This is a genomic window from Paraclostridium dentum (assembly GCF_012922555.1).
Classification (GTDB): Bacteria; Bacillota; Clostridia; order Peptostreptococcales; family Peptostreptococcaceae; genus Paraclostridium; species Paraclostridium dentum.
Genome location: NZ_WIPK01000001.1, coordinates 750529 through 771228, shown reverse-complemented (window position 1 = coordinate 771228; position 20700 = coordinate 750529). Strand labels below are relative to the sequence as shown.

Sequence of the window (20700 nt, the reverse complement as noted above, 5' to 3'; positions counted from 1 at the left end):
ATTATACCTCCTATACCAAAACGGTAGCTAAGCATCTAAGGATAGCGTAAATAACTATGCTTATCGTAGCTCCGTTTTTTGTTTTTTTACATCCGCACATTGTAAGTATCAAACAAATTATAGCTGTTAATAAAAGAATCCAATGAGACATATCTACTACCCCGATTAAAATTTTGGTTGGATTAGTAATTAAATCCCATGCAGCTGTACAAAAATTCCACATTCCAGTTAATACATTAGATATATTTTGTAATGTTTCTAACATAATATTACCTCCCTAAAATAGACCTTTTATTAAATCAAATGCCCATGGTAAAAAGTACAATACTCCAAATCCTAATAAGTACATAATTACAATTGAACCTATATTTTCCGAATGACCTCTCATACCTTCTTTTACTACATCTTTAGTACAGGATATAATGCCTACCCAGTAACCTACTTTTCTTATTAAATTTAATATTTCCATGCCAGCTTTATCTATTGAAGCTGTATCTGCAGCTAACACAGTAATACCGCTTAAGTCAACAGTCATAGCTATAATATAAATAAGTAACATATACTTAGCTTTATTTTTCTTTAAGTGATTGATGGTTTTTTCTATTAGGCTTAAATTTATATTCTCTAACGCTAATTCTCTTTCTATTTCACATGATCTCACAAACTCCGGAACACTTATAACCTCTTCTTTTTTTATGAATAACATGAATAAATCCCCCTTAAATAGTAAATAATAATCTTATAAATTTATCTTTGGAGGTGTTTGGAATGACTCCTGGTATGATTTTCTTTGGTGGGTATATAACTTGCTGTGCTATAGCCGAAATAGCAGTTAAGTTTTTATAATTTTATAAAGGATTTTAAACTTTTTTATCGAAATAATTAGAGAATTATATTTTTATAATTCATCGATATTTGAGCTCTATGGATGGCAGTCCTGGAGCTCTTTTAATTAATTTAGTTTTCTTTTCATATCCTCTGCAATAAGAAGTTTAATGTAAGTACTTATTCCCATTATTTTAGATTGTTCTAACATAAAATTCATCAATTCTATTTCTTGCATATTTTCCTTAAAGCTAATTTGATACCTATTCCCCTTCTTACTTTGACTCATTAATATTCACCACCTTTCATTGTTTATAATTAATACTATGTGATTTTCATGAAGAATTTGCCTGTCCTTATAAATTTTTTCAAAATAAAAAGAGCTGGGATAAATCCCAACCCTCTTATGAATAAAAATCCACTAGTATAAACCAGAGGACAACAAGTAATTATTCACGTTAATTATAGTACTTTAATAAAATAGTTTCAATAAAAATATTTACAATAAATGTGGATTGTTGGATTAAATATAAACATATAAATAGATTGAACATAAGGTTGTTAACATTTGGATGTTTTGGTAATATTATAGATAAAAAAAGAGAGGGTTTTTATATTTTGAAAAACTTAGCTATACCAACTAAATTAACACAAGGAGCATCTAAAGAACAACTATTAATCGAAAAAGAAATGAATGAATTGTTAGTAAAAGGTAAGACAAGAGCAGTTACAATGTTTATATTAACATTTACTATTATAGGAATACCAGTAGTACTTTTACTTGCACCAAAGACATATAAAATATATAAACGACTAAAGCAGTTACAAGGGGAGTTAGATGATTTAATAATAAAAGAAGCATCTAAAAATTAATTATAAACATAAAAAATAAGGAGTGCTCATTGGCTTGAGCACTCCTTATTTCGTTTACTAGGTATAATAATGTAATTTTATAAAAACATAGAGACTCATTAGATCTTTTTTGATTATAATTTATATATTTACTTTTGCACCTTTTGTACGATTACACTTCCAGCAAAGTGTTTGTAAATTTTCTTCCGTAGACATGCCACCCTTTGATATTGGTATGATATGGTCTATTTCTAGCAATAAATTTCTTTCATCATTTGTAGATATACCACACTTTTGACAAGTGTAATTATCTCTTTCTTTTATTTTCTCTCTTAACTTTGAAGTCATTAATGCTCTTTGTCCTGCTACACTTTTTTTGAACTTAACAAGGTCTGAAAGATATTCTACAAAATCATTTAAATTATTTATATCTAATTTAATATTGCAACTAGTCGATTTATTCCCTCCAGGACTCACATATCTAAATGTATAAGTAGGAAAATACAATGTACTAAAATCAATTGTTTTAAAACCTAAATTTAACATAAATTTCTTCATGCTAAACTTTCTAATAAGAAATGGAATATCATTTTGGATAGATCCTTTAATTTTTTCGAGTTCATTATTAAGTAGCAATTTACCTTCTTCTGCAGCAGAAAAGTTATTTAAAACACTTTCAAAGTTTTCTAGTGATTCTTCATTAGCCTTTATATTAAAATATTTACATAGATATTTAAATGGTTGCTGTTCAGCGTTTTTGCATACAGATGCAGAACACTCGTGAATAAATTCAGATTTTTTCGCTTTCATTTGTTCTTTTCTTTTAAAGTTATATCTACTTGCATCCTTTAGTTCTGCATTTCCATAATTAATTCTTTTAATATCTGAATAAGTTTCTTTCAGTTCCTCAATGTGTTCATTCAAAGAATTGCAACTTAAAATGTAATCATTTAAATCTTTTTTTAATTTATTGAAATTTTCCCCTTTATAATATTCATATTCATAGACTTTCCAAACTATAAATAGTATTAAAATTATAACCAAAAACATTACTTTACCCCTCTTTCTTTTTTATACTCTCCTCAACCATATAATTATATCACAAGGGGTGATGAAATACATGTGAAAATAGGATATATCTACTCTAAATATGTTGTTTTAACTAAATTTAACTCTTTATTTTTAGTTATGTACCCCTTATCTCGTTTAATAGATACGATAACTACTTAACTTAACTTTACAATTCCAGTTCGTTGGTTGAAGAATTATAACATAGATTTGCAAAATTCAAAAAATAAAAAAGGAATCGTATTAGGATCACGACTCCTTTTTTCGATATCAAATTCAGGGAAAATGAATGATCTATATTTAAATATTATACTCTTTTAAAGCAAAAATCAATTAATAATAATTATTTTTTAAATAAACTTTTATATTAAATTTAATATTTATGTTCAACTACTTCTATATTTATTCCTAAAAATAAAAATCACTTACATAATGCAAGTGATTTTTGGGATAAATTGGATATAGTCTTCTTTCTTTATGGAATTACTATATGTGCAAGACAGTTTAGTATTAAACCTAAACTTAGGTTATGTAATTTTTTACTTATTATTCTTAGAACTCAGAAGTAAAAAAACTTTTTGTACAAATTTAAAACATATATATTAATATTTTTTTACTAATACTTATTTATTATAGTTAAATTGGTAATTATATTATATATATACAAAAAAAGGAGTGTATTTCTATGGAAAATAATATGGCTATTGAGTATCCAATGTTTTGTTACCAATGCGAACAAACGGTTGGAGGTAAAGGGTGTACTAAAATGGGTGTTTGTGGAAAAACACCAGAAATTGCTGCCCTTCAAGATTTATTAATATACCAATTAAAAGGTATAAGTTGTTATGCAAAAGAATTAATAGATAAAGGAGAACAGATAGATAAAGATATTGTAAGTTTTGTTGAAAATTCTTTATTCACAACTCTTACTAATGTCAACTTTGATGCTGATTTTCATGAAAAAATGCTTAAACAATCTCAAGAAATAAAACAAAGTTTAAGAAGTAAAGTTTCAAGTAATTCTGATTATTGTGAACAAGCTACATATAATTTAAGTGCTACTAGAGACCAAATGCTAAAAGATGCTAAAAAGGCAGGAATAATGTATGACCAAGATTTAGATCCAGATATAAGATCATTAAGACAAACAATAGTTTATGGTCTAAAAGGTATATCTGCATATGGGCATCAAGCTAGAGCCTTAGGTTACTTTAATGATCAAGTTGATGAATTTTATTTTAGAGCATTACAAGTAACAACAGACGATAAATTAGCAGTTGAAGAACTAATAAATTGGACACTACGAACTGGAGATATGAGTGTTGCAGTTATGCAAAAACTAGATGAAGCAAATACTACTATTTATAAAAATCCAGAACCTCACAAAGTTAATGTTCATATAAAAAAAGGTCCATTTATTATAGTTTCAGGTCATGATTTAAAAGACTTAGAAATGATATTAAAACAAACAGAAGGAAAAGGTATAAATATTTATACTCATGGAGAAATGATTCCTTGCCATGGTTATCCTGAACTTAATAAATACTCTCATCTAGTAGGAAACTTTGGTGGAGCTTGGCAAGATCAACAAAAAGAGTTCGATAATATACCAGGTTGTATTTTAATGACTACAAATTGTCTTATGAAGCCTAGAGATTCATATAAAGATAGGATATTTAGCACAAGTGTAGTTGGATGGGATGGAGTAAAACATATAGGAATATCTGAAAATGGAGAAAAAGACTTTAGTGAAATCATAAATAAAGCATTAGAACTAGGTGGATTTAAAGAAGATCAAGAACCACATGAAATATTAGTTGGATTTGGACATAACGCTACTTTAAGCAATGCTCCTGCTATAATTGATGCTGTAAAATCAGGTAAATTAAGACACTTCTTTTTAATAGGAGGATGTGATGGAGCGAGACCTGGAAGAAATTATTATACAGAGTTTGCTAAACAGGTTCCTAAGGACTGCATAATACTTACACTAGCTTGCGGTAAATATAGATTTAATAAATTAGACTTTGGCGAAGTTGCTGGATTGCCAAGACTTTTAGATGTAGGTCAATGTAATGATGCTTACTCAGCTGTAAGAATTGCTTTAGCGTTAGCTGATGCTTTTGACACTGATGTAAATAGTTTACCACTATCTATAATTTTATCTTGGTATGAACAAAAAGCTGTAGCTGATTTACTAGCCTTATTATCACTAGGGATAAAAGGCATCTATTTAGGACCATCACTTCCAGCATTTTTAAGTCCTAATGTGCTTCAATATTTAGTTGATACATTTGATCTACAAACTATAAGTACTCCAGAGAAAGATTTAGCATCATGCTTAGAAATTCCAATGCAGTAAATGTAGGTATATCTTGATTCTATAATATATAAATAGAAAACAATGAAATATAAAAAAAGAACCTATAATATTATAGGTTCTTTTTTTATTAAAACTATTAAATTAGAAAATAATTCGTCATCTAAAAATAAAAATCACTTACATAATGTAAGTGATTTTTAGGGAGAAATTGTATATAGTCTTCGTTGTTCCTGGAAATAGTTCTATGTGTAAGACAGTTTTAGTATAAAACCTAATCTTAGGTTATGTAATTTTTTATTTATTATTCTTGCAACTTAGAAATAAAAAATTATTATTTTTGTTATTTTTATAACATTTTCGAAGGATATTAGGATGTTTTAGTAGAAATACTATATATGTTAAATTTATACATAAGGGGGATTTTAAATGAAAAAAATAATTTTATCACTAGGGGTTTTATCAGCTTTAGCTTTACCGATAAACTCATTTGCTTCAACTCAGCAATCTGAAGCTGAAAGTGTTGCTCCAAAGGCGAGTGTAAGTATGTACTCAATTTATGGACCATATGAGCCTGATTTAGAAGGGACTATAAACTTTGCCTATGTAACAGCTGATGAATTAAATGTAAGGTATGCACCTGTAAATGGTAATGTTATTGAATCACTTTCATATGGAACTAAAGTTAGAGTCCAATCTATGAGAATGATCGATGGGAAGGCATGGGTATATATAGCCTATAATTATAGCGGAAGTTGGGATGGTAGAGGTTGGGTATCTTTTGATTATCTAAGATATCAATAAAATTAATAAATAAGCTAAATATAAAAGAAGAACCTATAATACTATAGGTTCTTCTTTTATTAAAGCTATTAAATTAGAATATACTTCGTAATCTAAAAATAAAATTTAAACTTCTAATCTAACTCCTTTGAGGTCTTTGTACTCTCGAAGATAATAGTTATTACTAAAAACAAAAATCACCTACATTATATAAGTGATCTTTGTTTTATATAAGGAGTTAACCTAGATTATGTCATATGTTTATAAACATGATATTAGAAAAATATTGTTTTTATTTCGTTAACATATTAAATCTAAATTACAAACAACTTAGATTGATATAATATATGAATTAGTTTGTTTTTATGTTCCATTTATAATTTAATAAAGTTCTACAAAAATGTAAATCCCCCATAATCTAATATGGGGGAAATTTCAATAAAAAAGAATATATAACTAAAGCAAGTCTATTACTTAATAAGGATTACAAAAATCTTTAGACTGTATTTATATTATACTTTAAATTTTTAAATTTATGTATATATCAGCTTTAAATTTGAAAAATTTTAAAATTTATATATAATCTAAAAATATCACAAAAATACATTTTAAACATATATTATATTAAGTTTAGATATATTCAGATATTTAAACTTACCTTCTTTTAGGCTTGAATTACCTCAAGCATATAGAGAAATTATATAGGACATTTTAATTTATTAGGTCACTCTTATTGACATTGGAGTGACCTTTTTATTATATAATTAGACTAACTCTAAATAATAAGAATTAACATACCCAAGTCCTTTGTTACCACTAAATCCATCGATACTTATCCATCCATTTAAGCAATATTGTAAGTTAACTATATCACCATTTTTAACTTGGCCTATAACATCATATTCAGTACCTCTATCCCATCTTACATTTAAAACATCTGCTGTAACTCTAGCTCTTTTTCCTGAGTAATCTCCATTTGCAAATCCTTCACTTGGTGATGTTTGACTATCATCTACATAAGTTACACCTAAATATGTACATATACCTTTAGCTATAGCTGTTGCAAACTCTTCTTGTTTATTCTTTAATAAGTTAGCATCTTCTGAGTTAGAAATAAATGCTAATTCTACTAAACAAGCATCCATATTAGTCTCTCTCACAACATGGAAATTACCTTCCTTAACACCTCTATTTTTAGTGTAAGTTTTAGAAGCTATGATTTCCTCATGAACCTTGTCAGCTAAGGGTCTATATGCAAACTTGTAACAATAAGTTTCTACACCTTGGGCAGAAGTTGCGTCTGCACTATTTGTATGTATAGATACAAAGCAATCTGCTCCCCAGCTATTTGCATCTGTACTTCTATATTCTAGAGTTTTAAAATCATCTGTTGTTCTTGCCATTCTTATGTCTAGATTACATTTTTTTAATTTTGATTCTACTTTCTTAGCGACAGCTAGTACTATATCCTTCTCTTTAATTCCATTTCCTATTGCTCCTGAATCTGTTCCTCCATGACCTGGATCTAAATAAACTTTTTTCATAATTAATTACCTCCTAAATTTAATAGTTCTATTTTTGATTTTGCTATTTTAAAATAGTCTTCATATTTTATAAAGGGGTTATGTTTTGCAAATGTAAACCCTGTATAAATGTTTTTTGTTTAATACTAATCATAATTTTTAATGTTATACATATTGTCATAATTAAACACTAACCTTTTCTAATATTTTATCTATTTTATTTTCTGTTCTAGTTATGTCATTTCTCATATCTTTTGCTATTATTTCTACGCTTTCTGCTAACTGTTCATTTGTAGCTAACAGTTTAGCATTAGTTTCTAATATTTTATCTTCTCTAACTCTATCTGCAATTTTATCTTCTTTTCTTTCTTCTCTATCTGCTTTATCTTTATTATTTAAATAGTATCCAAGAGCAGCACAACAAGCTATTGGAAATCCTACATTCTGTATTAATGTTATAAAATCCATCTATTCCTCCTCGGTTTTTAGTATTAAAAAAGACCTTCACTTTGAGGTCTTTTTTTAACTAAGGTTTTGTAAATTCTATTGTAAATATTTACATACCTCCTTATTGTTCAAGTCTTTTTTCAACTTGATGTTTTATTTCAATAGGAACATCTTCTACTTTTTTAATTCCTTTTTTTATTAAAATAGCATATATCTCTACCATATAATCACCCCTTTAAATTATTCTTTAAGTTAATTAACATTTCATACATTTCTGTAATAGCAAGCATATTAGCTATCATTTCATTGTTTTGTACATATTGCTCCTCTTTCAACAATTCATTTTCAGACTTATTGAACACATGGTTATTCTCAACAACCTCTAATATTTCAAACAAATTAGTTTTGGTTGAATCCTTAACTTTGAACTGCTTGCATTGAGATTGGAGTTCATGAAATTTATCATAATCTTCTTGTGTAATTAAAATGTCTCCATCTTTTTTCAACTCCTCTACGATAAAAGAATACTCACCGTTTTCATATAATCTAAGATACATAAACATACCTCCTAATAGCCTATAGCATACCATTTAATCATTCTACTTCTATCATTGAATCCATACATAAATTTCGTAATCACTTTAGCGTTTATCCTATTAACATCATAAGCGTGAACATCGAACATTGTATCTCTGTCACCTTCAAAAACTGGATTGAAATGAACACATTCATTAGGAAATTCAGTTGCATAATATACAGTCGTATCACCGTCACCGAATCCTGAGAATGTACCCCACTGAAGAATTAATCCAGTAGAAAAAATATGAAACCCAAATGGGGTAGAAGCGAAACCTTTACTAGTTATCACATCATGATTGTTAACTTGTAGGTTTTCTGAAATTGCCACGCTTCCACCTATATGCACCCCATTAAAAAAATCATTCAGATAATTTATATAAAGCTTGTTTGCTCCTATCTCGCTTACATTTCCAGTTCCAACTAAAGCCCTACCATTATTAATAACAACATCTCTCCCCCAAAGTACTATTTCTCCGTTTTGAGGATGTGTAACTTTAAAATGGCCACCTTTTGCAACAACATCACCATCTTTAGCAGATAGAATAGACGTATTATCTTTTGTGTCTGTAACTTCCATTCCATTAGTATCTATATTAGTTTTAGTTCTACAATTAGGACTTTCAATATTAACTCCAGTACCATCTAGTCTAACCGTTTTAGAATAAATTTCGTCTTGTCTACTGCTATATTCCCTTAATGGTCCTTTATTTATCATTATCCTTCCGATAAAAAATGTTCCAGGATGAATAGCATAAGCTACAAATGTATGGGTTTCCTTTGTTGCCACAAATTCAAATGTCCAGCGTTTGAAACCTGGCTCATTTTCAAGAGATATAACATTAATCCCTTCAATTCCTATATTTGTTACTAATGGTTGTAAGTTTTGTGCAAGGGCATAAAAGCTTACAGTGTATTTTTCACCAGGCATAGTTTTTATTTTTTGGAATAAACCACCACCGTAATTACTTGTAATACCAACCATCTTGCCATACTGATTGCCTAGGTAAGAATTTGCATTATAATCTATAGTAGCTCCTGCATGAATAAACCAATTATGTCCATCGGCTTCAAAGTCTGAGTTAGAAACTATATTAGGCGATCCAATTTCTGTAATTGTATGACTTAATTCATTTTTAGTAGCTAAAAGTTTACTTTCAGTTACTACACCTTCCTCTTTGCCATCAATCATCATTTTAAAAACACTTGGCATTAAGGTTATTCTTCCGAAGCTGTCGATATCAAATGTACGCTTACCATTACCATCTATAACAGAAGCTCCTTTTAATTCAACCCAATGAGCTTTTATAATTCCAGCTTCCATGTAATCAGCACTTAAAGATTGAACAACAGCTTTTCCTATAGCAATATCACTAAAATAATTTGACATATCTTCTTCTTTTTTAACAGTAATAGCAACTTGATTAGAAAATGGAGTCCTTCTGTTGTGGCTATTCTTAGCACATACTTTAAAATACCACGTATCACAAGCCATAACTTTGTAAGCAAAAGAACTCGATTTACCAGCATGGATTAAATCAAACGTATTAGGGGTAAAATCCTTGGTTTTACTAGCGTATAATTCATAGTCATAATACAAAGCACTATCAAAAGTCCATGACAATTCAATGGTTCCCATACCAAAAACTTTACCCGTTAATGTAGGTATAGCAGGCAGCGTGTCTGGCATATTCTCGATATCGCCATCTTTACCAGGGGGACCTTGTGCTCCGTCTTGGCCATCTTTACCATTTTCCCCGTCTTTTCCATCATTAGATGTTATTATATCTCCTAAAGTGGTTCTAGGTTCGCCAAGTTCCATTGATAAATACATTTGATTTATTACGTCATATTTATATTTAATAACTTTAGCTTTAGTGTCAATCCCGTATCGACTATCTATAACTGTTACTGTGTCACATATACTTATCCTATCCTCAATATCACTATACCCAATACACCTACTGAGCGGTATAAACTCAATCTTATAGTTAGCTTTAGGTATGTGAACTTTATTAACTAAATATTCTTGTTCCGCCAAATAATTAAGTTTGGCAACCGTAGGAACTTCGTCATTAGAAAATTTATCTGAATAGTCAATAGCCCTTATATATGAATGTGAAAACGAATCATGATTAGGCGAGTTAATAAAATCACCCTTTATAACAACTTCTTCATTATCTTCATTCTTATATTTTGCATAAGGCTTTATTTTGGTAATAAGTCCTTGGAAGTCTGTATTAAGTTCAAATCCCGTTAAGTTTTTACTATACTCTATCGTAACACTATTGTCGTGACCTCTTTTATTAAGCACATGAAAATTCGTGTTATCCCTTAATATTTCAGCTCCGTTACCAAAAGTATCTATAATAGATCCTTCTTTGCCAGCTATAGCCTCCAAACAATTTGCAAGTTCCATAGAATAATTTTGCGCTTGGATTATATCCGAATACCCTCTATAATGTTTTGAGAATTGAGACTGTCTAAAAATTTCATTTAAAGCATTTTCACAACTAGAATTAGTTAAAATCAAGGTATCTAAAAAGTCATAAGCCAAGTCAAAACTTATATGCCTAGCGTACACAGTTTTTACATTATTCATAAACTTAGTAGTATTATATATTCTAAATGCTTGATTATCTTGAATGTCATTAGGTTTACAAACTATTATATTTTCCTCTACAAAGTCATTAAAAAGAGGATTATTCAAAGGACAGTCAAGCACTGCTTCAAATAATCCATTTCTTTCCTCCTCAGCTTCACAAGAAAGGATTTTTTCGATATTTCCTATAAGGGTTATCCCGTCTTTTTTATATAACTGCATCCCTTACCTCCTTAGCTGAAAATACTATTGACACCTCATAAAAGTCATTAAATAACTCATTAAAAACTATCTGCCCCTTTACAATAGCATCAAACTTAAAACCATCCGAAAATTCTAACCTATGATAATTCTTGTCGGGTTTAAGTGATGATATTATAGACTTTTGCAAGTTTGGCAAGGGCAAACCTCTACCATCTAAATTGCACACTATTTCTATATCTTTATTCTTTTGACCTCCGAGGTCTATTATTAATGCCCCCGAAGCGCCTTGTATATCTCTTATCTCAACATTATCCTCAAAAGAATTGAGGTGGTTTGATTTCTTCCACTTCAACCCTAAATGAGTTTTAAAACTTATTGAATTGTATAGGATATCCATTAAACCACTCTCCTTCTTTTTAATTGGAAAGCTATCTCATTACATAAGCTTTCTATGTCTTGCTCTGTATTATTATTAAATTCTTCTATATTAACTACCAACTGTTTTCCTTCGTTTTTATCAAGTCCTAAAAGTTCTGGAAGCTTGTTCAAAGGCAATACAGCTTCCGCATTACTTCCAGCACCTCTGTGCTTATCTCCTACCCCGTACCCGCTACCTAATACTGTAGGTCTACGGAAGATACCACCAGCAGACTTCCACTCTATTCCGAAATGAGGTACAGAAGGTGGATTGATTGAGAATTTACCACTTGTTGTGATGTGTGGCATCTTAAGCTTTGGAAGGTCCCATTTAAAATTAACTAAAGATTTAAGCTTATCGACACCTCTTTTAACTGTATCTTTGATATTATCCCAAGTTTTAGAAACACTGTCCTTTACATTTCCCCATACTGTACTAGTTGTATCTTTTATACTATTCCATGCATTAGATACAGTGGTTTTAACCGTGTTAAACTTTTCTGAAGCCTTATCTTTTATCTCATTCCATTTATCTGATAATGCGCCTGTAATTATTCCCCAAGCTTCAGAAGATGCCGATTTAGTAATTTCCCAAGCTTGAGATACAGCGTCTTTTATAGCGTTAAACTTTTCAGAAGCCCAACCTTTAAGTTGATCCCATTTACCAGATATGTAACCCGTAATAGCGTCCCACGCTGGCTGTGTAACACTCATAACTTTGTCCCAACCTTCTTTAACCTTATCACCAACAAAATTAAGGCCATCACCTATAGTTGTTTTTATCCATTCCCAAGCTTGAATAACATAATCGCCACAGTTTTGCCATATAAATTGCCAAGGAAGAGTTATAATGTCAAAAGCTAACCCTATAAGATCGCCAACAAATTGTAGCCCAGCTTGAACAGCTAATTTAATCCACTCCCAAGCAGCCGATACTGTTTCAACACAACTATTCCAAGCGTTAGAAAATGAAGTTTTCATATTTTCCCAAGCGGTGCTTATAGATTCAACTATACCATTGTAAGTATCTACCGCCCATTGCTTAAGGTTATTCCAAGCTTCGCCTATTCTATCGCACATATCGGAAGCTGCTTGCTTTATTTCGCCCCAATTAGCTATTAACCATATACCAGCAGCAACTAAAATGCCTATAACAGCAACAACAGCCAATACAGTAAGAATAACAGGCATACTCGCCAAGGTTAGTCCAGCCATAGCCATAGCTATACTTCCTATAAGAGAAACGATTGGACCTACTATCAACATAAAGACCCCTATAGCACCTACAACAGCTAATATAGTCCGCGTAAGCTCTGGATTCTCTTTAACCCAATCAGCTATTTTCTCAACTGTTTTCATAAACTTTTCAATCAAAGGCTCTAATACAGGGAGAAGTTTTTCACCAATACTTGCAACAGTTTCCATTATCTTTTGTTTTAATAATTTCATCTTCATTCCGAACTGATCTGCTTCTTGTGCTGCTAACCCTTTAGCTGAAGCACCTTGTCTGACAACCTCATTATAAACAGCCATCATTTTTTCATTATCGGATAATTGATTCCATGACTTGCCTAAGCTTTTTACATACTCGCTATTCTCCAATGATGCAGCAGAAACATTGACTCCAAACGCATCTAAGGCCTCATAGTTCAATTTTGTTACCGTAAAGGCTTTTTATCCTTTACTTCTATATGTCACCATATAGTTCAGCATATATTTTCACCATATCAATATTGACTTAGGTGTCGAACACTCGTGGGAGAGTTATATTCTATACTTTTTGCATTAAAAAAGCATAGGTTCATCTCCTATGCGTTACGGTGATAATTAACTTTTAAATTAATTATTTACCTCGGTATTGTCTTTTGTTAAAAGATATCTACCGATTTTGCTCGATTATCTAAGCTGCATTTCTACAACTAGGGGCAACTACCTTACCCATAAGCCCAGATTTAAATCTACTCATTGCTTCATCAAACGGCATATCAGTTACAGCCGCTAAATCTGCAACAAGATTCATTGTTTTATCACTAAGATTAGCTGTTTCACTTGCGGTTATTCCCATATTAGAGAAATATGTTGCCATTGTAGTGGCACTGTTCTTGTATTGCTGTTCTGTAAGACCTATAGTTTCAGCTTTCTTAGCATCTGTAGAAATAGTTTTCTGTATAGCAGAATCTAAATTCTTATAAAGGAACTCTTGACCTGCAACCTGTGCCGACCAATCAGCACCTATTTTTACTATTCCAGCAACAGCACCAACCATAGCTGCACCCGCTGCCGTCATAACCTTTCCTGTAGTAACAAGTCCTTGACCAACATCCTTTGTAAACTGCCTAGTATCCTTAGTAACGTCTTTCATGGATTTTGTAATATCACCCATAGACTTTTTAAACTGATCTACTTGGGCGGTTATCTTGACCATTAATTCTTTTGTATTACTCAATGCTTACCTCCTTTCTACCAAGATTCTAAGTAAGCAACCAATTCAGCTCGTTCTTCATCGGTAACAGTTTTCTTTGAAACTTTTTTCTTTTCAAACAAATCTATATACTTGTAATTCTTAGCGAACGACCTTCCTATGGCATTTAACATATCCACATGGCTTAAATTGTGTTCTGTCTCCATCCTATTCATGCACTCTTTCATTACTTCAAGAACCTCATAAGGCTCAGAATAAAAAACGAAGTCCATAGGTAAACCATAGAAGCCTATACCTTTATTAATTATGGATTCCATTAACTCCAATTCACTAATAAATTCTACTTCTTGGTCTTCTCCTTCGACTTCGCTTTCTTTAAACCCTTATTAACTTCCTCACCCATTCCTAAGGCATTAGAGTATTCGGTTAATACAACTTCTATCAATCCTTCTAAAGTATTACCATCCTCTAAGTACTTATCTATTAATTCAAAAGCTTCAACTTCCGTGATATCCTTCTTATGAAACTTCATTCCATAATGGAAAGCTGTGTACAATCCATCAAGATTCATTTTTTCAACTTCCTCAGATAAAGTTACTAAAGTTATACCTCTTCTATTTAGATCTCTTAAAGGCATAGTTGCAAATTTAAATACATATTCCTTATTATCGATTTTTAATATTTTCATTATTTAATCACTCCCTATATTTTATTATTTATAATCTTATTCTGCTGGCTGTGGATGATCTTGCAATTCTCCTACGCCTTGGAAACTTACCGAATAAGTACACTTCTCTTTATTTGGCGCGTTCTCAGATAAAGATGATATAAGCGCCTTACCATGTTCATAGGCTTCTGCTGTACCGTATTTTATATCAACTAATTGTGCTTCTCTCCATGCCTTGTTCAAAGCTTTTAATGCAGCATCCCCAACAACAACCAATCCGTCACAATCCACTGACCATGATAACCCAGATACCTCCGGTTCTGCCCACATTCCAGAATCTTTAGTCGTTGTATCGGTTGTATCAGATTCCTTATTCATAGAAGCACCTGTTTGCCCTCCTATTAACTCTTCGCCGATACTAACTCTAATATCATTACCTTTTTTAAATGCCATTTAATGACCTCCTTTATATATTAATAACATCAATTAAAAGATTTGCTATTCCTTGATAACAAGTCTCTGTTTTAAACACTTCACAATTAGATATTTCTACACTATCTATATAATAGTTATCCTCTAACTCTGTATCATTACAGTCTTTCATATTAGTCTCTATTCTTTCAATCATTTCATTGGCTTCAAATTTACCATTATAGATAGAAAATACATTGATTTGAAAATTATAAGAATGGCCTTCGTCTTTCATCTCTAATTCTTCTACTTTTATATCACCTATAACTACACAAGGGAAAGAAGGGCCTTTCTCTGGTACTTCATCATAAACTGTATAATCTAATTCTTTGCATTTTGAATAAAGCAAAGCTTGAACTTTATTGATCTTTACCATTTAATTAATTCCTCCAAGTTTTTTAAAAATATAGGTGACTCCTTTTCAAATGCTGGTATTAAGTAAGGTTTGCTTTTACCACCTGGGTGATTTACCAATTTAACAGGGTGAGGGGCCCCTTTCCAATAAAGAAATTTACCTCTCTTAGGCTTTATAATATGTGGTTTAGTTCCCTCTTCAACTCCTAATGCATATTTAGTGTTAGCTTTAATCTCAGCTTCATAAGGTCTTATATTTTCATTTATACTTCTTCTTAAGTTACCTGTTTTAACAGACTTATTTTTAGTTAAGTTTTGCATAGCACTTCTTTTGATTTGCATAGCACTTTTAGAAACAGTTTGCTTAACACCTTTTTCAAAGCTAATTCCAGTTTTATCAATTTCAACTACAAATGCATTTAATTGTGAAGTATCAACTGTTATATTAGCCATTGTCTTCCTCCAAGGTTAAAAAAGTTTTATTTCCTTGTACATTGATTCTTATAATTCTATACAGTTTATCGTTATACCTAATCTTACTTAGTCTTTTATGTTTAGAATGAAGTACAACCTTAATCATAGATACCATTGTAGAACCATAAATTTTATAAACAAATTCTAAAGGCATTTCAATTACATTGGCCTTTACAGTAGAATCATATATATCTCGTTCTATAAACCCGCCTTGACCATCTTCTATCTTTTCTCTAACAAATATATCTACAGATTTATCAAAACGCATTATATCAACCTAACCTTTCTTACTTGTTGTTTACCTTCAATATATTTATCAAGAACAGTGTAATAGCTTTCTAAATCACTCTCGTAACTTTGAACTCTGCCATCTACGCTTTCAGACTTAAGACCTTCTGATCCTATGCGGTTATACCTTGATACAGTAAGTTCTATAACTATAAACTCTAATTCGCTAGGGATATCTTTTTCACCAATATAAGATAATACCTTAGATTTAGTTAGTTCTATAAGTTCATTTATAAGCTTATCTTCATCGCTAATATTTAATAAAAGCTTTATTCTTTCTAACATTTCATCACCTACTTTAAATAAAAAAGAAGCTGACTATTTAGCCAACTTCTCTATTAATTCAGACTTAACCATACTAGAATATCCTTCTATTCCAACTTCTTTAGCCATTGATTTTAAATCTTTAACAGTTAAATCTTCTAAGTTTTGTGGGGCTTCCACATCTTCCATCGTTTCAACACAAGGCTGATTTAAATTAACATTCTCATAATCGAAACTTGAAGCATTTGATTTGCTAGGCAGCAACTTCTACTTTAAATTTAAACTCTGCTAATGGTATATTCTTATCTTCATATTTTTTGGACCAGTTAGCTTTTGTTTCTAATTCTTGATTTGTAGGAGATATTCTTTCTCCTTCTGGTTCCTTCCAAGCTACTCCAAGTGGATGTAAAACAAATTGTTTTCTATTTATAAGAGCATTATCCCCTAATCCTTTTAATGCATCTCTGTATATTTCAGTACCAACTATTCCAGTTAAATCCTCAACGAATCCAAAAGCACCTTTACCAAACATATACATAGAAGCTATCTTACTTGAAGAATCAAAAGGAACAGCATCATCTACTATAATTTCACATTGTAAAGGTTTATATATTTTTATAGATCCAGTACCTTCTGAATTTTTCACAGTCTCTATTTGGTCTTGTTTTAACATTAATGCATATACCTTAGAGTGGACAGCAACCGCTCCTAGTTTATCGTGTGCATCACCTAATAAGAACTTAGCATCTATTGCAGAATCTACATTAAATACAGCTGATACTCCTTCTAGTAAAGATATATCATGCACATGACCTGTTAAAGAACTAAATACACCCTTGCATGTTGCTAGTAATATTTTATTATATTCTGTTGCCCAGTAATCCCCAAATCCTTCGGCTATTCTATCCATAACATTGTCACCAGATAAAACGGAAGCTAATTGATTTTCACCAAATACTTGAACTCTAAATTGTCTTCTAGCTTCATCTTCTGATGTTTCTATATCATTTATAGATAAATCTCCATCTTCTGTTGGTATTTGAGAATCACCACTTAAAGGCTTAACAAAAGGCATATGTATAGTTTTTCCACCCATGCTTAATAACTCTCTTAATTGAGGATTATCTACTAAAACTCCACTTCTAAAAAATGCATTCTTCTCTACTGCTTTCTCCGATACATAAGCATTGAAATTCTCAGGTATTATCATATTTGCTAATTTAGTCTTTGCCATAATTAAATCACCTTTCCTTTTTTATATTTTTTAATTGTTAGCTTGTTGCTTTAATTCTTGGGCTAATTCAGGATTATCTCTCTCTAGCTCCATTTGCTTAGTTAAACTCCAGTTTTTTCTTGAATATGGATTTACATCTGAATTACTTGTATTTGATAAAACTTTAGGAACATTTCTTTTTAACCTTTCATTTATAGCAGATTCCAAAGCTTTATTAAATTTATCTTCAAATACTTTTATATTTTCAAAGGTACTCTCAGCATCTGTTCCTTTTAACATATCTGCAAATTCAACAGGTAAGTTTTTTGCAGCTAACTGTTTTGTAGTTTCATTTAATAATTTTTCATTCTCAAATGCTTTTTTAGTTTCTTCAAACTCTTTTACCTGTTTGTCAAATAAAGCTTGTTGTCTTTCCTTTTCTGACATTTTAGCTAATTTTTCAGCTTCCTCTTTTTCAGCTTCTGCCTTTTCTTTTTCTCTTCTAATCCTTTTAGCTATCATTTTGTCTACTTCTTCTTGAGTAAAAGTCTTTTCTGTTTTAACATCTTCAATTTGCTCATTATCATCATCTTGAGTATTGTCACTATCTATATTGTTATCATCTATGTTTTGTTCTTCATCAGATGCCAATAATTGAATATTCATTTTTAACATTTCGTTAGTATTTTTCAAACCTTTCATTCTAAATCTCCTTCCAGGTTTTAAGTCTTTGTAGACTATAATCTCCGAGTTTTCTTTAAGCCTAAACAAGTAAAAAGGCAATAAAAAAAGAAGCTATCTTGCTTCTATACTAAACAGGTTTATTTAGTTATCGGTAATATGCAACTCCTACATCTTGGATGCATAGGAGGAGCATTGACACCTATACTCATATCTTTCATTTTAAATATCTGACCATTTAACTTTTGACATACACTAGATGTCTTTTCATCCATAAAAGCACAATACTCATATTCTTCAAGTCCATACTCTGTATAAGCATCTGTAGTAGCTTTTATTTGAATCCAACAAGTTTCTGTTCTAACTAACCTCTCAGCATCACTTAAAGCTACATTAAGCTTATCAGATATAACTCTACTCATATCATATATTGAATCACCTCTTATTAATCCTTTGGTAAGTTCTTCTTTTATTGTTGATATTAACTTCCTTTTACTTTCCCATATTCTTTCAGAGAATGTAAGTCCTGACCAATTTGTTTTCATTATTTCATAAACTGATCTTCTGTCTATATCTCCGAAGTTAGAATCTATATTTAATGATTTAATCTTAGAATTATAAACATCTACATACCTATCTATAAGGGTTTTATTTAATAACTGTTCTTCGCTATTATATAAATCATTAAGAAGCCTATCTATAGCTTTTAAAGTTTCGTTAACTATAAATTGTTCATAGCTAGTCATTTGAGATTGACTTGCATATAAATAAGCTAACTCTTTTTTTATTTCTTTTTTAGTACTAACTAATTCTTTTTTAAGAAGCTTAACAACTTTATTACTAGATTTTATCATTTTAGAATCATCGATCTTAGCTCTATTTAACCAGTATTCTTTACTCTTCATTCAAATCGACCTCTTCTGTTTCTTCATCTTCATCGAACAAATCATAGTCAGTCATTAGATCCTTTTCTTTTTTATCTAAGGAATTAATTTCAGCTTGAACATCTTCAACGAAAGGTATCTGAGCTAATAAAGTTTCTTGAGATACTATTCCATTTAATGATTTAACCATATTTACAGTTTCTAAATCATTGGAAGGTATGTTCCTTGTAAATACCGGCTTAATATCTAAATAAGTATGCAATGAATTAGTTTTTATATTTGAGAAATCAACTAATAACTCTATCCTTCTCATTAATCCTTTTCTAAACTTAGATTCTTTTATAGAACTCACATTTTCCATAGGATTAAGTTTAAATTTAAGAGCTACACCACTAAGATTTCCAGCGAAATTTTCATCCGACATATCAACTACACTAGAGAATTTATGTATATCTTTATTAAGTCTATTCTTATAGTTTTCTAATGCTGTATCATTTATATTTTTAATTAAATACTTAGCATCACCTTCATTAGTTGTAAAGTTAAGAACTCTATTATCTTTGAAGTTCAAAGGCCTTCCTTCCTCATCCTCTTCCTCGATTAAAGCTCCACTAATAATCAATAGTGCATTTGTGAAGTATTCAAAATCATTAGCGGTATCTGAGTTAGCTTGATCGTAAGCATTTATAAGAGTTATAACCTTCTCAAAGTCCCCTACACGTTGTCTGTTATTTTCATATATAGCTACTGGAACTTCATCGAAGTTATGATAGTTTATATCCTTCAACTCACTCACAGTTCCATTATCAAGTTCAACTGTATATTCATATTCTTTGTCGTAAATATATACAGTTGTTTTTTCATCATCCACTGGAGAGTATAATATAGCAAGTATTATGTTTTCTTCTAATGTATCATCATGAACAACTATCATATTTTCTGTATCTACACATTTAAATCTAGCCTGTGAATCTTCATCTGAGAATAACAATTCATATGCATAACCACAGATACTTTGCTCTTGAGCTAGAGTAGTATTGTTATCTATTTCATCGTTATATAAGAAGTTTTCATTAAGCTTTTCTAACAGTAGCTCATTATCTGATTTATAGCTTATAGGTTGCCCTACAATATATCCTACGTAGTTATCTGTTATGTAAGCTGCATAGTTATGAGATAGTTTATTCTGTGGCTTATTTTCATCAGTATATTTCCTATTTAATATATCATTCTCATTGTTATAATACCTTTTAAGCTTAAGTATTCGAGAACGTTCTGTAGCATGATTTTCAATAAGCTTTTGAATTAAATCTTTTGTTACCTCGATGTCTTCATCCATTTTAATTTTCCTCAATTTAACACCTC

At 30.6% G+C, this 20700-nt stretch carries 27 protein-coding genes; 3 read left to right on the top strand and 24 right to left on the bottom strand.

Annotated features, from left to right (window positions below):
- Positions 1–10 precede the first annotated feature (10 nt).
- The 3 genes from GFJ41_RS03635 to GFJ41_RS03625 form a co-directional block, all read right to left on the bottom strand.
- Entirely contained in the window at positions 11–265 is a 255-nt protein-coding gene (locus tag GFJ41_RS03635; protein WP_170074643.1) for a hypothetical protein, read from the bottom strand.
- A 12-nt stretch (positions 266–277) separates the two neighbouring features.
- Positions 278–706 carry a hypothetical protein gene (locus GFJ41_RS03630; protein ID WP_170074642.1) on the bottom strand — a complete coding sequence of 143 codons (429 nt, stop codon included), beginning with the start codon at positions 704–706 and terminating at the stop codon, positions 278–280.
- A 246-nt stretch (positions 707–952) separates the two neighbouring features.
- The gene (locus GFJ41_RS03625; protein ID WP_170074641.1) at positions 953–1114 is read right to left on the bottom strand and encodes a hypothetical protein; all 162 of its coding nucleotides are present in this window, start codon (positions 1112–1114) and stop codon (positions 953–955) included.
- A gap of 329 nt (positions 1115–1443) precedes the next feature.
- Between GFJ41_RS03625 and GFJ41_RS03620 the strand changes: the two genes are divergently transcribed.
- A complete protein-coding gene (locus tag GFJ41_RS03620) occupies positions 1444–1698 on the top strand; it encodes a hypothetical protein (RefSeq protein WP_170074640.1) in 255 nt (84 codons plus the stop codon).
- A 120-nt stretch (positions 1699–1818) separates the two neighbouring features.
- Here GFJ41_RS03620 and GFJ41_RS03615 read toward each other — a convergent pair whose 3' ends face one another.
- A complete protein-coding gene (locus GFJ41_RS03615; RefSeq protein ID WP_170074639.1) occupies positions 1819–2727 on the bottom strand; it encodes an HNH endonuclease in 909 nt (302 codons plus the stop codon).
- Positions 2728–3430: 703 nt separating this feature from the next.
- Here GFJ41_RS03615 and hcp point away from each other — a divergent pair.
- Positions 3431–5107, top strand: a complete 1677-nt coding sequence (hcp, locus tag GFJ41_RS03610) for a hydroxylamine reductase (protein WP_170074638.1) — start codon at positions 3431–3433, stop codon at positions 5105–5107.
- A gap of 387 nt (positions 5108–5494) precedes the next feature.
- Positions 5495–5869, top strand: a complete 375-nt coding sequence (locus GFJ41_RS03605) for an SH3 domain-containing protein (protein WP_170074637.1) — start codon at positions 5495–5497, stop codon at positions 5867–5869.
- A 743-nt stretch (positions 5870–6612) separates the two neighbouring features.
- On the opposite strand, the gene GFJ41_RS03600 is transcribed toward GFJ41_RS03605, so the two are convergent.
- From GFJ41_RS03600 to GFJ41_RS03510, 20 genes are all read right to left on the bottom strand, one after another.
- Positions 6613–7392: an N-acetylmuramoyl-L-alanine amidase gene (locus tag GFJ41_RS03600; protein ID WP_170074636.1), complete on the bottom strand. Its 780-nt coding sequence runs from the start codon at positions 7390–7392 to the stop codon at positions 6613–6615.
- A gap of 162 nt (positions 7393–7554) precedes the next feature.
- The gene (locus GFJ41_RS03595; RefSeq protein WP_170074635.1) at positions 7555–7839 is read right to left on the bottom strand and encodes a hypothetical protein; all 285 of its coding nucleotides are present in this window, start codon (positions 7837–7839) and stop codon (positions 7555–7557) included.
- 100 nt (positions 7840–7939) lie between these two features.
- A complete protein-coding gene (locus tag GFJ41_RS18840) occupies positions 7940–8041 on the bottom strand; it encodes a CD1375 family protein (protein WP_264318545.1) in 102 nt (33 codons plus the stop codon).
- Positions 8042–8045: 4 nt separating this feature from the next.
- A complete protein-coding gene (locus GFJ41_RS03590; protein ID WP_170074634.1) occupies positions 8046–8375 on the bottom strand; it encodes a hypothetical protein in 330 nt (109 codons plus the stop codon).
- An 11-nt stretch (positions 8376–8386) separates the two neighbouring features.
- The gene (locus GFJ41_RS03585; protein WP_170074633.1) at positions 8387–11218 is read right to left on the bottom strand and encodes a phage tail spike protein; all 2832 of its coding nucleotides are present in this window, start codon (positions 11216–11218) and stop codon (positions 8387–8389) included.
- Positions 11205–11597, bottom strand: a complete 393-nt coding sequence (locus GFJ41_RS03580; RefSeq protein WP_035116298.1) for a hypothetical protein — start codon at positions 11595–11597, stop codon at positions 11205–11207. Before GFJ41_RS03580 ends, GFJ41_RS03585 begins: the two co-directional genes overlap by 14 nt.
- Positions 11597–13270, bottom strand: coding sequence for a phage tail tape measure protein (locus GFJ41_RS03575; RefSeq protein ID WP_170074632.1), 1674 nt, complete (start codon positions 13268–13270; stop codon positions 11597–11599). The genes GFJ41_RS03580 and GFJ41_RS03575 overlap by 1 nt, the downstream gene beginning before the upstream one ends.
- A gap of 247 nt (positions 13271–13517) precedes the next feature.
- Positions 13518–14063 carry a hypothetical protein gene (locus tag GFJ41_RS03570; protein WP_035116304.1) on the bottom strand — a complete coding sequence of 182 codons (546 nt, stop codon included), beginning with the start codon at positions 14061–14063 and terminating at the stop codon, positions 13518–13520.
- Between the two features lie 14 nt (positions 14064–14077).
- On the bottom strand, positions 14078–14356 hold the full coding sequence (locus GFJ41_RS03565; protein WP_152333254.1) for a hypothetical protein: 279 nt from the start codon (positions 14354–14356) through the stop codon (positions 14078–14080).
- Positions 14357–14379: 23 nt separating this feature from the next.
- Positions 14380–14727 carry a hypothetical protein gene (locus GFJ41_RS03560; protein ID WP_035116308.1) on the bottom strand — a complete coding sequence of 116 codons (348 nt, stop codon included), beginning with the start codon at positions 14725–14727 and terminating at the stop codon, positions 14380–14382.
- Positions 14728–14763: 36 nt separating this feature from the next.
- Positions 14764–15159 carry a phage tail tube protein gene (locus GFJ41_RS03555; protein WP_035116310.1) on the bottom strand — a complete coding sequence of 132 codons (396 nt, stop codon included), beginning with the start codon at positions 15157–15159 and terminating at the stop codon, positions 14764–14766.
- Positions 15160–15172: 13 nt separating this feature from the next.
- Positions 15173–15553 (bottom strand): tail completion protein gp17, encoded by a 381-nt coding sequence (gp17, locus tag GFJ41_RS03550; protein ID WP_035116311.1) that lies wholly within the window; start codon positions 15551–15553, stop codon positions 15173–15175.
- The gene (locus GFJ41_RS03545) at positions 15547–15984 is read right to left on the bottom strand and encodes an HK97 gp10 family phage protein (RefSeq protein ID WP_170074630.1); all 438 of its coding nucleotides are present in this window, start codon (positions 15982–15984) and stop codon (positions 15547–15549) included. Before GFJ41_RS03545 ends, gp17 begins: the two co-directional genes overlap by 7 nt.
- On the bottom strand, positions 15977–16273 hold the full coding sequence (locus GFJ41_RS03540; protein ID WP_035116313.1) for a hypothetical protein: 297 nt from the start codon (positions 16271–16273) through the stop codon (positions 15977–15979). Before GFJ41_RS03540 ends, GFJ41_RS03545 begins: the two co-directional genes overlap by 8 nt.
- Positions 16273–16578, bottom strand: coding sequence for a phage head-tail connector protein (locus tag GFJ41_RS03535; RefSeq protein WP_052169147.1), 306 nt, complete (start codon positions 16576–16578; stop codon positions 16273–16275). Before GFJ41_RS03535 ends, GFJ41_RS03540 begins: the two co-directional genes overlap by 1 nt.
- Before the next feature lie 33 nt (positions 16579–16611).
- Complete coding sequence (locus GFJ41_RS18450; protein ID WP_206001491.1) at positions 16612–16821, bottom strand: Rho termination factor N-terminal domain-containing protein; 210 nt, start codon at positions 16819–16821, stop codon at positions 16612–16614.
- Positions 16811–17791 carry a major capsid protein gene (locus tag GFJ41_RS03525; RefSeq protein WP_035116315.1) on the bottom strand — a complete coding sequence of 327 codons (981 nt, stop codon included), beginning with the start codon at positions 17789–17791 and terminating at the stop codon, positions 16811–16813. Before GFJ41_RS03525 ends, GFJ41_RS18450 begins: the two co-directional genes overlap by 11 nt.
- Before the next feature lie 30 nt (positions 17792–17821).
- Complete coding sequence (locus tag GFJ41_RS03520; protein WP_052169148.1) at positions 17822–18472, bottom strand: DUF4355 domain-containing protein; 651 nt, start codon at positions 18470–18472, stop codon at positions 17822–17824.
- A 119-nt stretch (positions 18473–18591) separates the two neighbouring features.
- Positions 18592–19356, bottom strand: coding sequence for a minor capsid protein (locus GFJ41_RS03515; RefSeq protein ID WP_170074629.1), 765 nt, complete (start codon positions 19354–19356; stop codon positions 18592–18594).
- Positions 19346–20689, bottom strand: coding sequence for a phage portal protein (locus GFJ41_RS03510; RefSeq protein WP_170074628.1), 1344 nt, complete (start codon positions 20687–20689; stop codon positions 19346–19348). The genes GFJ41_RS03515 and GFJ41_RS03510 overlap by 11 nt, the downstream gene beginning before the upstream one ends.
- Positions 20690–20700: the final 11 nt, after the last annotated feature.

What these genes read in the sequence shown, in the direction of transcription:
- GFJ41_RS03565 (WP_152333254.1), bottom strand. Translation starts at nt 14,356, where the DNA reads ATGGAATCCATAATTAATAAAGGTATAGGCTTCTATGGTTTACCTATG.
- GFJ41_RS03540 (WP_035116313.1), bottom strand. Translation starts at nt 16,273, where the DNA reads ATGCGTTTTGATAAATCTGTAGATATATTTGTTAGAGAAAAGATAGAA.
- GFJ41_RS03600 (WP_170074636.1), bottom strand. Translation starts at nt 7,392, where the DNA reads ATGAAAAAAGTTTATTTAGATCCAGGTCATGGAGGAACAGATTCAGGA.
- GFJ41_RS03635 (WP_170074643.1), bottom strand. Translation starts at nt 265, where the DNA reads ATGTTAGAAACATTACAAAATATATCTAATGTATTAACTGGAATGTGG.
- GFJ41_RS03580 (WP_035116298.1), bottom strand. Translation starts at nt 11,597, where the DNA reads ATGGATATCCTATACAATTCAATAAGTTTTAAAACTCATTTAGGGTTG.
- GFJ41_RS03625 (WP_170074641.1), bottom strand. Translation starts at nt 1,114, where the DNA reads ATGAGTCAAAGTAAGAAGGGGAATAGGTATCAAATTAGCTTTAAGGAA.
- GFJ41_RS03615 (WP_170074639.1), bottom strand. Translation starts at nt 2,727, where the DNA reads ATGTTTTTGGTTATAATTTTAATACTATTTATAGTTTGGAAAGTCTAT.
- GFJ41_RS03595 (WP_170074635.1), bottom strand. Translation starts at nt 7,839, where the DNA reads ATGGATTTTATAACATTAATACAGAATGTAGGATTTCCAATAGCTTGT.
- hcp (WP_170074638.1), top strand. Translation starts at nt 3,431, where the DNA reads ATGGAAAATAATATGGCTATTGAGTATCCAATGTTTTGTTACCAATGC.
- GFJ41_RS03590 (WP_170074634.1), bottom strand. Translation starts at nt 8,375, where the DNA reads ATGTATCTTAGATTATATGAAAACGGTGAGTATTCTTTTATCGTAGAG.
- GFJ41_RS03605 (WP_170074637.1), top strand. Translation starts at nt 5,495, where the DNA reads ATGAAAAAAATAATTTTATCACTAGGGGTTTTATCAGCTTTAGCTTTA.
- GFJ41_RS03515 (WP_170074629.1), bottom strand. Translation starts at nt 19,356, where the DNA reads ATGAAGAGTAAAGAATACTGGTTAAATAGAGCTAAGATCGATGATTCT.
- gp17 (WP_035116311.1), bottom strand. Translation starts at nt 15,553, where the DNA reads ATGGTAAAGATCAATAAAGTTCAAGCTTTGCTTTATTCAAAATGCAAA.
- GFJ41_RS03545 (WP_170074630.1), bottom strand. Translation starts at nt 15,984, where the DNA reads ATGGCTAATATAACAGTTGATACTTCACAATTAAATGCATTTGTAGTT.
- GFJ41_RS18840 (WP_264318545.1), bottom strand. Translation starts at nt 8,041, where the DNA reads ATGGTAGAGATATATGCTATTTTAATAAAAAAAGGAATTAAAAAAGTA.
- GFJ41_RS03585 (WP_170074633.1), bottom strand. Translation starts at nt 11,218, where the DNA reads ATGCAGTTATATAAAAAAGACGGGATAACCCTTATAGGAAATATCGAA.
- GFJ41_RS03555 (WP_035116310.1), bottom strand. Translation starts at nt 15,159, where the DNA reads ATGGCATTTAAAAAAGGTAATGATATTAGAGTTAGTATCGGCGAAGAG.
- GFJ41_RS03520 (WP_052169148.1), bottom strand. Translation starts at nt 18,472, where the DNA reads ATGAAAGGTTTGAAAAATACTAACGAAATGTTAAAAATGAATATTCAA.
- GFJ41_RS03630 (WP_170074642.1), bottom strand. Translation starts at nt 706, where the DNA reads ATGTTATTCATAAAAAAAGAAGAGGTTATAAGTGTTCCGGAGTTTGTG.
- GFJ41_RS03560 (WP_035116308.1), bottom strand. Translation starts at nt 14,727, where the DNA reads ATGAAAATATTAAAAATCGATAATAAGGAATATGTATTTAAATTTGCA.
- GFJ41_RS03535 (WP_052169147.1), bottom strand. Translation starts at nt 16,578, where the DNA reads ATGTTAGAAAGAATAAAGCTTTTATTAAATATTAGCGATGAAGATAAG.
- GFJ41_RS03525 (WP_035116315.1), bottom strand. Translation starts at nt 17,791, where the DNA reads ATGGCAAAGACTAAATTAGCAAATATGATAATACCTGAGAATTTCAAT.